The 12,829-nt window shown below is 66.9% G+C and carries 11 protein-coding genes; 2 read left to right on the top strand and 9 right to left on the bottom strand.

The genetic code is table 11. The features are described from left to right. Genes ACSJJU_RS12885 through ccmA form a run of 3 tightly spaced genes read right to left on the bottom strand, consistent with a single transcriptional unit; the run spans position 1 to position 2,016 of the window. Positions 1-735 carry a heme ABC transporter permease gene (locus ACSJJU_RS12885; protein ID WP_435915969.1) on the bottom strand — a complete coding sequence of 245 codons (735 nt, stop codon included), beginning with the start codon at positions 733-735 and terminating at the stop codon, positions 1-3. Positions 736-754: 19 nt separating this feature from the next. Next, positions 755-1,411 carry a heme exporter protein CcmB gene (gene ccmB, locus ACSJJU_RS12880; protein ID WP_435915967.1) on the bottom strand — a complete coding sequence of 219 codons (657 nt, stop codon included), beginning with the start codon at positions 1,409-1,411 and terminating at the stop codon, positions 755-757. Beyond that, positions 1,408-2,016, bottom strand: coding sequence for a heme ABC exporter ATP-binding protein CcmA (gene ccmA / locus ACSJJU_RS12875; protein ID WP_435915966.1), 609 nt, complete (start codon positions 2,014-2,016; stop codon positions 1,408-1,410). The genes ccmB and ccmA overlap by 4 nt, the downstream gene beginning before the upstream one ends. Positions 2,017-2,529: 513 nt before the next feature. Between ccmA and acnA the strand changes: the two genes are divergently transcribed. Beyond that, the gene (gene acnA, locus ACSJJU_RS12870; protein WP_435915964.1) at positions 2,530-5,217 is read left to right on the top strand and encodes an aconitate hydratase AcnA; all 2,688 of its coding nucleotides are present in this window, start codon (positions 2,530-2,532) and stop codon (positions 5,215-5,217) included. 220 nt (positions 5,218-5,437) lie between these two features. On the opposite strand, the gene ACSJJU_RS12865 is transcribed toward acnA, so the two are convergent. Both ACSJJU_RS12865 and ACSJJU_RS12860 read right to left on the bottom strand, forming a co-directional pair. Next, complete coding sequence (locus ACSJJU_RS12865; protein WP_435915963.1) at positions 5,438-5,818, bottom strand: hypothetical protein; 381 nt, start codon at positions 5,816-5,818, stop codon at positions 5,438-5,440. Between the two features lie 190 nt (positions 5,819-6,008). Beyond that, the gene (locus ACSJJU_RS12860; RefSeq protein ID WP_435915961.1) at positions 6,009-6,452 is read right to left on the bottom strand and encodes a MarR family winged helix-turn-helix transcriptional regulator; all 444 of its coding nucleotides are present in this window, start codon (positions 6,450-6,452) and stop codon (positions 6,009-6,011) included. Positions 6,453-6,662: 210 nt separating this feature from the next. On the opposite strand from ACSJJU_RS12860, the gene ACSJJU_RS12855 reads away from it, so the two are divergent. Further along, a complete protein-coding gene (locus ACSJJU_RS12855) occupies positions 6,663-7,763 on the top strand; it encodes a fatty acid desaturase family protein (protein WP_435915959.1) in 1,101 nt (366 codons plus the stop codon). Positions 7,764-8,306: 543 nt separating this feature from the next. Here ACSJJU_RS12855 and htpG read toward each other — a convergent pair. From htpG to ACSJJU_RS12835, 4 genes are all read right to left on the bottom strand, one after another. Then, complete coding sequence (gene htpG / locus ACSJJU_RS12850) at positions 8,307-10,190, bottom strand: molecular chaperone HtpG (RefSeq protein WP_435915957.1); 1,884 nt, start codon at positions 10,188-10,190, stop codon at positions 8,307-8,309. 105 nt (positions 10,191-10,295) lie between these two features. Next, on the bottom strand, positions 10,296-11,249 hold the full coding sequence (locus ACSJJU_RS12845) for a hypothetical protein (protein WP_435915955.1): 954 nt from the start codon (positions 11,247-11,249) through the stop codon (positions 10,296-10,298). A 231-nt stretch (positions 11,250-11,480) separates the two neighbouring features. After that, positions 11,481-11,717, bottom strand: a complete 237-nt coding sequence (locus ACSJJU_RS12840) for a hypothetical protein (protein ID WP_435915953.1) — start codon at positions 11,715-11,717, stop codon at positions 11,481-11,483. A 58-nt stretch (positions 11,718-11,775) separates the two neighbouring features. After that, positions 11,776-12,795 (bottom strand): cysteine synthase A, encoded by a 1,020-nt coding sequence (locus ACSJJU_RS12835; protein ID WP_435915952.1) that lies wholly within the window; start codon positions 12,793-12,795, stop codon positions 11,776-11,778. Positions 12,796-12,829: the final 34 nt, after the last annotated feature.

Here is a 12,829-nt window from a genome sequence, read left to right as displayed (position 1 = left end):
TCATTCTGCGCCTTCTAACGCCAGGGCCCGCCGTTCGGCGGCAACTTCGAGACGCTGGGCCGCCAATTCCGCCCGCATTCGCATGAGGAGCGTGGTGACGAAGAACAGGAGGTACGCCAACGCCATAACCAACAGAGGGACGAGCATGTCCGGGTGAATGGTGGGCCCGCCGCGCCTGAAAACGCTTGCCGGCTGATGCAGGGTGTTCCACCAGTCAACCGAGAACTTGATAATCGGCAAATTGATGGCGCCCACGAGCGCCAGAATCGACGCGGCACGTGCCGCCCGCTGGCGATCGTCGAAAGCCGACCAGAGCGCCATGTACCCCAGATACACGAACAGCAGCACCAGGACCGAGGTCATGCGTGCATCCCACTGCCACCATGTACCCCAGGTTGGCTTTCCCCAAAATGAACCGGTGATCAGGCAGATGGCCGTGAACACCGCGCCGATGGGTGCCGCCGCCCGGGCGCAGACATCCGCCAGCGGATGCCGCCAGACGATGGAGACCAGGCTCGCGATGGCAATGGTCGAGTAGGCGCCGAGGGCCATCCACGCCGCCGGCACATGCACATACATGATCCGCACCGTGTCGCGCTGGAGGTAGTCGATCGGGCTGGCCACCAGCGCATAGTAGAGCCCCACCGCGAAGGCCACGGCCATCGCCGCCGCCGTCCACGGCTGCACCGCGCGCGCAATGCGGAGAAAACGGGCTGGGTTTGCGAATCTGTGCATAGGTGCGCGCCGTATATCACTATTCCATCGCTGCGCGGAGCCCCGCGGCTGCGGCGAATGGGCTCACCGCCAAAGCCAGAAGGGTGGTCGCCGCCAGCCATTTGAGCGCCGAAGCGCCCGCCAGGGGATCGGAGACGCCCACCCCGAAGATGAGCGTGGGCACCGCCAGCGGCAGGACCAGCAGGCTGATCAGCACCCCGCCCCGCCGCACGCCGACCGTGAGCGCCGCCGCCACCGACCCGATGGCCGACAGCGCCGGGGTTCCCAGAAGCAGCCCCAGCAGCAACGTGCCCCACACTTCTACAGGCGCATTGAGCATGGCCGCCATGATCGGAGTCAAAATCACGAGCGGCAGGGCCGTGGTGAGCCAGTGGGCGATCATCTTCGCCACAGCGACGGACTCGAGGCTCTGGCCCGAGACCACCAGCTGCTCCAGCGTGCCGTCCTCCGCGTCAGGCTGGAACAGCCGCTCGAGGCTGAGAAGGCAGGCGAGCAGCGCCGATACCCATATGATGCCCGGGGCGATCCGCAGCAAGACCTGCGGCTCCGGTCCGACGGCGAAGGGGAACAGGCTGCCGACGATGACGAAGAAGATGAGCGCGATGGCGCCGCCGCCGCGCTCGGCCCACACCAGCGCCAGCTCGCGCCCGACGAGGGTGAAGACGCCCCCGCTCATGCCCGGCCTCCCAGCTCCAGAACGTCCGCGTCGCCCAGCGGCAGGGGGGTGTGGCTGGTGGCGACGATCATGCCGCCCCCGGCCCGGTGCCGCGCGAAGACCGGCCCGAGCCGCTCGACCGAGGCTGCGTCCAGCCCGACCGTGGGCTCGTCCAGCAGCCAGAGCGCGGCGTTGCTGGCCAGCACCCGCGCCAGCGCCGTGCGCCGCTTCTGGCCGGAGGACAGCAGCCGCGCCGGCACATCCCACAGCGGCGCGATGCCCACCGCCGCCGCGGCGGCCTCGGCGCGGGCCAGCGCCTCCCGGCGCGACGGCGCACCAAGCCCGGCCCAGAACAGCAGGTTTTCCGCCACGGTGAGCACCGGCTTCAGCGCATTGTCATGACCGAGATAGGCGATGCGCTCGGGCCGCTCGATGACGCCCGCCTCCGGGCGCAGCGTCCCCGCCAGCAGCTTGAGCAGGCTGGACTTGCCGGCGCCGTTCGGCCCGGTCACCAGCAGCGCCGCGCCGGGCGCAACGGCAAGGCTCACATCCGTAAAGACAGTGCGGCCGCCGCGCCGGCAGACCAAGGCCTCGGCGCGCAGCGACAAGGGGGGAGATGCAGTCATGGGCGCACCCTAGCGCCGGAGCTTGTCAGGACAAGCCCATTCTGGAAGCAAGCAACCACGGCGAGAGGAAGTATCGATAGTTTGCACCACCGGCACGAAGGCAGACGCGCCCCTGGCGGAGAAGCGGCTGCGTTCCCTGCCCATTGCGCCATGCGTCTTGTCCCCCGAAGTCCGCGTCCCGATGGTCCAAGTCCGGCAGATCTGCCTCGCTGCAAAAATATTCCCGAATCGGGTCGCAACGCCAGCGAAACTTGTACGTTCGACCAACACGTTACCGGGCCGGTTCGGGAACCCGCGCCGCGCCTTGCGCTTTGCGTTGTGTGCCTTGGGTTGCGTGCGGCCGAGCGGCACGTTTTCCGCGCCAGCGGGCCTTTCAGGCCCGGGTTGCGGGAAAACTGCGCGTTCCTGCACAGCGGAGGTGCGTCTGCCAGCCCTTCACAAGTGCGCTGCATTGCGGCAAAAGGCCGGCGACGGATCGGACACGTGCATTTCGTACATTCAAGGAGAGCAGGTATGACTGCCGTGGGGCAAGATACCCTTAAAACGCGCCGCACCCTGACCGTGGGCGGCAAAGAGTTTTCCTACTACAGCCTCAAGGCGGCTGAGCAGCACATCGGCGACATCTCGCGCCTTCCCTTCTCGATGAAGGTGCTGCTCGAGAATCTGCTGCGCTTCGAGGATGGCGGCCAGACCGTTTCGGTGGACGACATCAAGGCCATCGCCGACTGGCTGCGCAACCCCAAGTCCGACCGTGAGATCCAGTATCGCCCGGCCCGCGTGCTGATGCAGGACTTCACCGGCGTTCCGGCCGTGGTGGACCTTGCCGCCATGCGCGACGGCATGGCCAAGCTGGGCGGCGACCCGAACCGGATCAACCCGCTGGTGCCGGTTGACCTCGTCATCGACCACTCGGTGATGGTGGACGAGTTCGGCAACCCGCAGGCCTTCAAGCGCAACGTGGAGCTGGAGTTCCAGCGCAACATGGAGCGCTACGAGTTCCTGAAGTGGGGCCAGAACGCCCTCAAGAACTTCCGCGTGGTGCCGCCGGGCACCGGCATCTGCCACCAGGTGAACGTCGAGTATCTGGCCCAGGTGGTCTGGACCTCGGAAGACACCTCGGGCGCGACCGTCGCCTACCCCGACACCCTCGTCGGCACCGACTCCCACACGACCATGGTCAACGGCCTCGGCGTGCTCGGCTGGGGCGTGGGCGGCATCGAGGCGGAAGCGGCCATGCTGGGCCAGCCGGTCTCCATGATCCTGCCGGAAGTCATCGGCTTCAAGCTGACCGGCAAGCTGAAGGAAGGCGTGACCGCCACCGACCTGGTGCTCACCGTCACCAACATGCTCCGCAAGAAGGGCGTGGTCGGCAAGTTCGTCGAGTTCTACGGCCCGGGCGTGCACACCCTGGCGCTGGCCGACATGGCCACCATCGCCAACATGGCCCCCGAGTACGGCGCGACCTGCGGCTTCTTCCCCGTCTGCGCCGAGACCCTCAGCTACCTGAAGTTCACCGGCCGCGAGGACCTGCGCGTGGCGCTGGTGGAAGCCTACGCCAAGGAACAGGGCATGTTCGCCGACGAGAACACGCCCGATCCGGTGTTCACCGACACGCTGGAGCTGGACCTCTCGACCGTCGAGCCGTCGCTGGCCGGTCCGCGCCGTCCGCAGGACCGCGTGAGCCTCTCCAACGCCTCCAACGCCCTGCGCGACGAGCTGACCAACTTCTACAAGAAGGGCGACGAGCTGGACCGTCAGGTGGACGTGGACGGCGCGGACTACAAGCTGGGCCACGGCAACGTGGTGCTGGCCGCCATCACCTCCTGCACCAACACCTCGAACCCGAGCGTGCTGATCGCCGCGGGCCTCGTCGCCAAGAAGGCGAACGAGCTGGGCCTGAAGTCCAAGCCGTGGGTCAAGACCTCGCTGGCGCCGGGCTCGCAGGTCGTGACCGACTACCTGGCCAAGGCCGGCCTCCAGGAGCACCTGGACGCGCTGGGCTTCAACCTGGTGGGCTACGGCTGCACCACCTGCATCGGCAACTCCGGCCCGCTGCCGGACCCGATCTCCAAGGCCATCAACGCCAATGATCTGGTCGCCGCCTCGGTGCTGTCGGGCAACCGCAACTTCGAGGGCCGCGTCAGCCCGGACATCAAGGCCAACTACCTGGCCTCGCCGCCGCTGGTCGTCGCCTACGCCCTGTTCGGCACCATGGCCAAGGACATCACCAAGGAGCCGATCGGCACCTCCAAGGACGGCAAGCCGGTGTACCTGAAGGACATCTGGCCGACCACGCAGGAGGTTCAGGAGACCATCCAGAAGGCCGTCACCTCCGAGATGTTCAAGTCCCGCTACGCCAACGTGTTCCGGGGCGACGAATACTGGCAGGGCATCAAGGTGGGCACGGGCCAGACCTACAGCTGGAACAGCCAGTCCACCTACGTGCAGAACCCGCCGTACTTCCAGAACATCTCCATGTCGAACGAGCGGCAGGGCGACATCGTGGGCGCACGCCCGCTGGCGATCCTGGGCGACTCGATCACCACGGACCACATCTCGCCGGCCGGCAACATCAAGGAAGCCTCCCCGGCGGGCCAGTACCTGCTGGCTCACGGCGTCTCGAAGGCGGACTTCAACAGCTACGGCTCGCGCCGCGGCAACCACGAAGTCATGATGCGCGGCACCTTCGCCAACATCCGCATCCGCAACGAGATGGTCCCGGGCACCGAGGGCGGCATCACCAAGCACATCCCCTCGGGCGAGGTCATGCCGATCTATGATGCTTCCATGAAGTATCAGGCCGAAGGCACCCCGCTGGTCATCGTGGCCGGCAAGGAGTACGGCACCGGCTCCTCGCGCGACTGGGCGGCCAAGGGCACCAACCTGCTGGGCGTGAAGGCCGTGATCGCCGAAAGCTACGAGCGCATCCACCGCTCGAACCTCGTCGGCATGGCGGTGCTGCCGCTCCAGTTCAAGGACGGCCAGTCCCGCACCACCTTCGGGCTCGACGGCACCGAGACCTTCACCATCCGCGGCGTCGGCAACCTGCGCCCGCGTCAGGACGTGGAAGTCGAGGTCACCCGCGCCAACGGCGAGACCTTCACCTTCACCGCGCTGTGCCGGATCGATACGGAAAACGAGATCGAATACTTCTACAGCGGCGGCGTGCTGACCTTCGTGCTGCGCAAGCTGGCAGCCTGACGTTTCGGGGATAGGTGCAGAGGGTTTCAAACCCTCTGCACGCCCCTGCGCTGGAACGGCCGTGTTTCCGGAAGCCCCTGGAAACACGGCCGTTTTCTTTATGACGCCCTGAAAAAAAGGGCCGCACACCTGATGAAGCGTGCGGCCCGGCACAGTTCCGAGCGGTTACCAGGAGGGTCCACAACCCTCACGCGACACGAAACGCAGACAAATCAGCCCCTTACCGTGCGGCCAGCATCTGGTTCGGGCTGCCGTCCGCATTGAGGGCGGTCACCTCCTCCACCTCGCCGCTGCGCTTGATGCGGCAGTAGAAGCGGCGGGCGCTGTCCTCCTCGCCCCGGGGCGCGGCGAGCCAGACCTTGTAGCGCCGCCCGCCGCCACCGATGCGGTCGAGGCTCAGGCCGGAGGCCGTCGCCTCGTCCACCTGATGCGCGACCGAGCGGATGCACGCCGCAACCGCGCGGGACTGGTCATCGGCCAGGGCGGGACGGGACAGGCCGATGACAGTCAGAGCGCACACCGCAGCAGCCGCAAAGGTCGTAAGCGACGAAACCGATACAACATTCTGCACCCCAGTCTGACGGCGGGACGTGTTGGGCATGTCGTCTCTCCTTCTTTCCCTGCGAGCGGTTGACCTGGCGGCGCGACCGGAGACTCAGCCGGAGACTCAACCGGAGATCCGGCCGGAGCGCCATTGCGTGCATATACAACCATATCCGGAGATGTTTGTATATGCAGTTATCGGCCCTGCTGGAGAGACCCTGTGTTTCCGTGGCAGCAACAATGGAAGGTCAGGCGGTGCGCAGGCGGCTGAGCGCGGTGTCGAGCGTGGTGTTCATGGAGGCAGCGTCCGCCGCGCCCAGCAGCTCGACCAGCCTGGCCTGCGCCGACTCCCAGTAGGGCACGCCGTCCCGCAGCGCCTTCAACCCCGCCTCGGTGAGGCTGGCTTCCCGCTGGCGGCGATCCGACTCGCTCACCTGCATCTTGATCCAGCCCTTCTCCACCAGCGGGCGCAGGTTGCGCGTGACAGTGCTGGGGTCCATCACCAGATGGTCCCCCAGCTGGGACACCGTGGGGTTCTTCAGAAACCACACGTGGGCCAGCAGGCTGAACTGGTTGGTGGACAGGCCGGTGGGCGCAAGGGCGTGGTCATAGATCTGCGTCACCCGGCGCGCGAGCTTGCGCAGCCGCAGGCAGGAGCAGTCATCCAGGCTGTAGGTCGAGGTCGGCTTCATCGCCCTTCCGTCGTTCGATGTATGTGCAAGTATCTTCCCGATCCCGCGCCGGGTCAAGCCGTTGCCAGCATCACCCTTTGGCCCGATCTGTGTCCTAATGTGGCCACATGGCCGCGCGAGAGTGCAGGCTGAGCGGAAAGGCCGGACCCTGCGCGCAGGCGACGGCCGAGCCGCCGCTCTCCCCCGAGTAACACAGTTCGAAAGCGCGAGATGAACGCCTACACCGCAGTAAAGGCCGCAGAGGTGGAAGCCGAAGCTTCGGTCGCCCGTCCGACCGAGGACCAGGAACTGCTGCGCGCGGCCGGCAAGATTGCGCGCGACCTCGGCAAGCCCAATCCTGCCATCTATTACACCGATCTGCTGGCCTGCGTGATCCTTGGCTACGGCGCGCTCGCGCTGACGATCGCCACCGCCGGCGTGTGGCTGAAGCTGGCCTTCGGCGCCTTTGCCGTGCTGGCGCTCTACCGGGCGCTCGGCTTCATCCACGAGCTGTCCCACCTCAACCCGCGGGCCATGCCGGGCTTCCGCCGCTTCTGGAACCTGATCGTCGGCGTGCCGCTGATGATCCCCTCGTTCATGTACGAGGGCGTGCACAACATCCACCACTCGCGCACGCGCTACGGCACGGCAGGCGACCCGGAATATCTGCCGCTGGCCCTGATGCCGCCGCGGATGCTGGCGCTGTTCCTGCTGGCCTCGGCGCTGGCGCCGGTGGGCCTGCTGCTGCGCTACGGCATCCTGGCGCCGCTCTCGCTGCTGTCGCCCCGGTTCCGCCACATCGTGGTGGAGCGCTACTCGTCGCTGGTCATCAACCCGGCTTTCCGCCGCGACCCCAAGGAGCGCATGGCGCACAAGGACTGGCCGCTGTGGGAGACGCTCACCAGCCTCTACGCCATCGGCTGGCTGGCGCTCACCGCAACGGGCGTGGTCCACTGGTCGGTGCTGATGACCGTCATGGCCGTGATCTCGGGCGTGGCCGTGCTGAACCAGGTCCGCACCCTCGTTGCCCACCTGTGGGAGAACGAGGGCGAGCCGATGACCCTCACCGAGCAGTTCCTCGACAGCGCCAACGTGCCGCCGCCCAACCCGCTCGCCGCCCTCTGGGCGCCGGTCGGCCTGCGCTACCACGCCATGCACCACCTGCTGCCCTCGGTGCCCTACCACAACCTGGGCAAGGCGCACCGCGCGCTCATGCAGCAGTTCGGCACCCGGGGCACCTACAACCGCGCCAACTACACCGGCCTGTGGGTGCTGTGCCGCAACCTCGTCAGTAGCTCGTTCCGCAAGGCGCGGGGGCAAGCCGGATCTTGAGGGAAACCGTGATTCGGCGCACCATCAAGGCCGGAAGGATGACGAGTTCCAGCATTCCTGCTCTCCTTCTGGAGAGCTTCTGGACAACGGGAGAAATCCCGCCAATCGCCGGAGCGGCCCATCCGCTCCGGCGATTTCATTTTGGCGACGGCCCGGGCGTCAACTCAGTAAAAACCGCGCAAATTCAATGAATTAATTCAATGACATATCCAAGGCGAGGGATGGCGCTGTCCCGCCGCCGCCTCCCTTTATGGTCGAATACCGACCAGAAATCGTCAAAAACCTATTGATGACGGAAACGCCCCATGGGAGAAGGGAGCGTGCTCGTGTTCCTGTTTGCGGGACAGGCGTGAGACCGGACTGCAACCACGGGAGGCGGGTATGCCGGGGCTGTTCTGTTTTCTGCTGATGCTGACCGTGGCGGCGTTCGCGCCGGTCGCGGCCCCGCGCCTGCGGTTCTCCGTGCGCGGCCCGAGGACGGCAAGGGACACCGGCAGGAGGAGTGTGACTCCCCCTGCCTTCAGGCTTTCCGGAGGGATGGCGTTACTGCGCCAGACGCAGCAGCACGTCGCTCATGCGCCTGGCGAAGCCCGGCAGGTCGGGCAGCGGCTCGCCTTCCAGGATTCGGGCCTGATCCAGCAGCAGGTGGCTGGCCAGCGCGATGGTGTCGTACTGGCCTTCCTGCCCCGAGCGCGCCGCCAGCTGGCGGACCAGCTCGTGACGCGGGTTGATCTCCAGCACCCGGGGCGCGACGGTCTTGAGCCGGTCGTGGGCCTTGAGCATGCGGCTGAGGCGCAGGTCCATGTCGCCCTCGTCCGCCACCAGGCAGACCGGGCTGTCGGTCAGGCGCTCGGACGCGCGGATGTCCTTCACCGCGTCGCCCAGCACGCCCTTCATCACGGCAATGAGGCGGGCCACGTCCCCGGCGGGCGCGGCCTCGCCCAGATCCCCGGCCTCGCCCAGCGCGGAGAGGTCGCTGGCGGACGCCTTGGTGATGGACTGGAACGGCTTGCCGTCGAACTCGGTGACGACGCCCAGCCAGAAGTCATCGATGGGGTCGGTGAGCAGCAGCACCTCGACGCCGCGCGCCTTGAAGCCTTCCAGCTGCGGGCTTGCGACCGCGCCGTCCTCGGTGGTGAGGTAGTAGATGGCCTTCTGGCCCTCCTTCATGCGCGAGACGTATTCGGCAAGGCTGGTCAGCCCCTCCTGCGCGGAGGACTTGAAGCGGGCCAGCTTCAGCAGCTCCTCGCGGCGCTCGAAGTCCTCATAGAGGCCTTCCTTCAGCACCTTGCCGAACTGCTCCCAGAATTTGGCGTAGGTCTCGGGCTCGTTCTCGGCCATGCGGGCGAAGTCGCCCAGCACCTTGCCGGTGATGGCCTTCTTCATCGCCGCCAGCACCGGGTTGTGCTGGAGCATTTCGCGGGAAATGTTCAGCGCCAGATCCTGCGCGTCGACAATGCCGCGCATGAAGCGCAGCCAGGCAGGCAGCAGCTCCTCGCAGTCGTCGGTGATGAAGACTCGCTTCACATAGAGCTTCACCTTCGACTTGCGCTCGGGATCGTAGAGGTCATACGGCGCCATGCCCGGCGTGAACAGCAGGCAGGTGTATTCCAGCTTGCCTTCCGCCTTGTAGTGCAGGGTCCGCAGCGGCTCGTCGAACAGGCCGGAGATGTGGCGGTAGAACTCCGCGTAATCCTTCTCCCCGATTTCGGACTTGGGCCGGGTCCACAGCGCCTGGGCGGTGTTGACCGTGTCCGCCGCCGCCGCGTCGCCTTCGGTCAGCTTGATGGGAATGGCGATGTGGTCCGAATAGGTGCGGATGATGGTGGAGAGGCGGTATTTCTCCAGAAACTCCGCCGCGTCCTCCTTCATGTGGAGGGTGATGGTGGTGCCGACCGCCTCCCGCTCGGCGGGCTCGACGGTGAAGCTGCCAAGGCCGTCCGACTCCCACGCCCAGGCTTCGTCCGACCCGGCGCGGCGGCTGACCACCCGCACCTTGTCCGCCACCATGAAGGCCGAATAGAAGCCGACACCGAACTGGCCGATCAGATCCGGCGCGCTGGCCGCCGCCTTGCCTTCGGCGTTCTTCACCGCCTCCATGAACCGGGCGGTGCCGGAGCGGGCGATGGTGCCCAGGTTCTCGATCAGATCGCTCCGGCTCATGCCGATACCGCTGTCGGACAGGGTCAGCGTTTTCGCCTGCTTGTCGATGGCGATGAGGATCTCGAGCGGCGTATCGCCCAGCAAATCCGGCTGGGTCAGCGCCTCGTAGCGGCGGCGGTCGCAGGCGTCCGCCGCGTTGGAAATCAGCTCGCGCAGGAAAATCTCACGCTCGGAGTAAACCGAGTGCACCATCATGTGCAGCAACCGGGCCACCTCGGCCTGGAAGCCGAAGCTTTCTGGTTTCACCGCGTCACGATCGGCCATGGTGTCCACGTTCCCTCTTGTCGAATGATGCAGTCACTGCCCGCCATGTAAGAAACCGCCCGCTGTTTCGAAAGGGGCGAGAGCGGGACAGGCCGGCTGCCGCGCTCAGGAGCGCAGCAGCCCCTTCAGCTTGTCCGCCGTCTCGGGCGGCAGACGGAAGGCGAAGGCGCGCATGCGGTTGAAGCGCTCCGCCTCGGCATTCGCGGCGGCATCGGACGCGCCCTCGCCCGGCGCCTGGTAGTGGGCGTTGACCCGCACCCACATCCCGTCCTCGCCCGACGCGCCGAGCAGCGTCAGCGCCACGCCGTCGAATGTTTCAGCCATGAGCATGGTCGCGCCGGTCCAGGCCAGCTCCCCCGCCTGACGCACCTGATCGTATGCCAGCCCCTCGACCGCCTCGAGCGCCCGCCGGATCGACTCGCCATCGACCGGCGCACCGGCGTCGCCCGCCACGCGCTGGAACGGCGCGTCCGGCGCCGCGCGCTCATAGGTCGTCATGCGGGCATCGGGCGTCATCACCCGCACCACGCGCACGCGCTTCGCCTCCAGCCGGGGGATGAACACGTCCGCCCAGTGCTCCGGCGAGAGGTTGATCTCCGGCACCCGGCCCGCGACCACCGGCGCGCCGCCTTCGGGCACCACCAGCGCCTGCCCCTCGGGCAGCCCCTCCCCCGGGCGCAGGGCAAACAGCGCGAGGGCAACCCCCGCCTCGTCCGCCAGGGCAATGGCGAAGTCGCCGGACCCGTCGAGACTCGACCCCGCCGGCCCGGCGGCCTTCTGCACCAGGGTCATGCCCGCCAGATCATCGAGCAGCGCCTCGGCCAGCCCCTCCCGCACCGGGGCCTCGCCCGCGGTCTCCACAAGCCACGTGCCGTCGCCGCCCTTGCGCAAGGTGAGCGTCTGGCTGTCATGCTGAATGGTGATTCGGGCAACCTTGTCCCGCTGGCTCGCCAGCAATGGCAGGGCGCGCTCGGCGAACAGGCCGCTCTGCACCACGAAGACGACAGCCAGCGCAATCGCCCCTGCCGCCAGCCCCAGCACCGTTTTAGACAGACGCATCGGCGTATTCTCCCTTCCCGAACACAAAGCAGGAAACGGGCACAGCACCCTGGCCGCGCCCGGTGGCTTCGGAAGCGCAGATTGTTAACGGGAAAATGCGCCAGGCCCAACGCCTAAACGCCCGCGCTTGCAAGGCCGGCTCCCGGAACAGGGGGAAGGCAGGCGGCAGGTGACGTCAGACAGGTGGCGTCAAGCGCATGACGTCAGACGGGTGACGTCAGGTTGGTGATGTCAAACCGTGGACGGATGCTGCGGCAGGGAGTCGGGGCATTCCACCAGCACGGGGCGCTCCACGGCCGGCAGGGTCGGCAGGGCGTTGCCCGGCTCGTAGCCCAGCATCATCAGAACCGACTCGGACTGCTGATCGCGCGACGAGGAAAACAGCGGCTCCACATTGATGGCAGCCAGAATCAGCAGGCCCGTCAACACGCCGACAAGACCAACGATCCCGAGTTTTGCCCTGTTCATCTCAGCCGCTTTCTCTCTAGGATTTCTGTTCTAGCAATTCGAAAGCGGCAGGTCGAGCCTAATTCGCGGCCATCCAGGGCGGCACGGGCAGATTCCGCTCCCGCAGCCATTCGGGGTTGAAGATCTTGGAGAGGTACTGCCGGCCGGAATCACACAGGATCGTCACGATGGTCTTGCCCGGCCCCAGCTTGCGGGCCAGCTTGACCGCCCCGGCCACGTTGATGCCGGTGGAGAGGCCCACGCACAGCCCTTCGTACTGCATCAGCTCGTAGACGTAGTGCAGGCCTTCCTCGTCGGAGACGCGGAACCAGTCGTCAATGGGCGCGCCCTCCAGATTGGCGGTGATGCGGCTCTGGCCGATGCCCTCCGCCACCGAGCTGCCCTCGGCGCTCAGCTCGCCCTTGGCGTAATAGTTGTACAGCGACGCGCCGTAGGGGTCGGTGAGGGCGACAACGATGTCCTCGTTGAACTCCTTGAGCCCGAGCCCCACGCCCGCCAGCGTGCCGCCGGTGCCGACGGCGCAGGTGAAGCCGTCGATGCGCCCCTGCGTCTGCTCCCAGATCTCGGGCGCGGTCGTCTTGATGTGCGCCAGGCGGTTGGCGGTGTTGTCGAACTGGTTGGCCCAGATGGCGTTCGGCGTCTCCTCGGCGATGCGGCGCGAGGTGTGCACGTAATGCCCCGGGTTGGAATAGGGCGCGGGCGGCACGAGGATCAGCTCCGCGCCCAGCGCACGCAGCGTGTCCTTCTTTTCCTGCGACTGGGTCTCGGGCATGACGATGATCGTCCTGTAGCCCTTGGCGTTGCCCACCACCGCCAGGCCGATGCCGGTGTTGCCCGCCGTGCCCTCGACGATCACGCCGCCGGGGCGCAGCAGGCCCTGCTCCTCCGCATCCTGAATGATGCCCAGCGCCGCCCGGTCCTTGACCGATCCGCCGGGGTTCAGAAACTCGGCCTTGCCCAGAATGGTGCAGCCGGTTTCCGCCGACGCGCGCTGAAGCTTGATGAGCGGGGTATTGCCGATGAGCGGCAGCACGCTCTCGGCTACGGCGGGGCGCTGTGAAATACGTTCCAGAGTCATGACTCTGGTGTACTGCGCCTGCCGGAGACCATCA

The organism is Pedomonas sp. V897 (assembly GCF_051304405.1).
GTDB lineage: Bacteria > Pseudomonadota > Alphaproteobacteria > Sphingomonadales > Sphingomonadaceae > Pedomonas.
This window is presented reverse-complemented; position numbering and strand designations above follow the sequence as displayed.

Bases quoted from the DNA above. Each gene is read 5' to 3' on its own strand.
- ACSJJU_RS12885 (WP_435915969.1), bottom strand. From the start codon at position 735: ATGCACAGATTCGCAAACCCAGCCCGTTTTCTCCGCATTGCGCGCGCG.
- ccmB (WP_435915967.1), bottom strand. From the start codon at position 1,411: ATGAGCGGGGGCGTCTTCACCCTCGTCGGGCGCGAGCTGGCGCTGGTG.
- ccmA (WP_435915966.1), bottom strand. From the start codon at position 2,016: ATGACTGCATCTCCCCCCTTGTCGCTGCGCGCCGAGGCCTTGGTCTGC.
- acnA (WP_435915964.1), top strand. From the start codon at position 2,530: ATGACTGCCGTGGGGCAAGATACCCTTAAAACGCGCCGCACCCTGACC.
- ACSJJU_RS12865 (WP_435915963.1), bottom strand. From the start codon at position 5,818: ATGCCCAACACGTCCCGCCGTCAGACTGGGGTGCAGAATGTTGTATCG.
- ACSJJU_RS12860 (WP_435915961.1), bottom strand. From the start codon at position 6,452: ATGAAGCCGACCTCGACCTACAGCCTGGATGACTGCTCCTGCCTGCGG.
- ACSJJU_RS12855 (WP_435915959.1), top strand. From the start codon at position 6,663: ATGAACGCCTACACCGCAGTAAAGGCCGCAGAGGTGGAAGCCGAAGCT.
- htpG (WP_435915957.1), bottom strand. From the start codon at position 10,190: ATGGCCGATCGTGACGCGGTGAAACCAGAAAGCTTCGGCTTCCAGGCC.
- ACSJJU_RS12845 (WP_435915955.1), bottom strand. From the start codon at position 11,249: ATGCGTCTGTCTAAAACGGTGCTGGGGCTGGCGGCAGGGGCGATTGCG.
- ACSJJU_RS12840 (WP_435915953.1), bottom strand. From the start codon at position 11,717: ATGAACAGGGCAAAACTCGGGATCGTTGGTCTTGTCGGCGTGTTGACG.
- ACSJJU_RS12835 (WP_435915952.1), bottom strand. From the start codon at position 12,795: ATGACTCTGGAACGTATTTCACAGCGCCCCGCCGTAGCCGAGAGCGTG.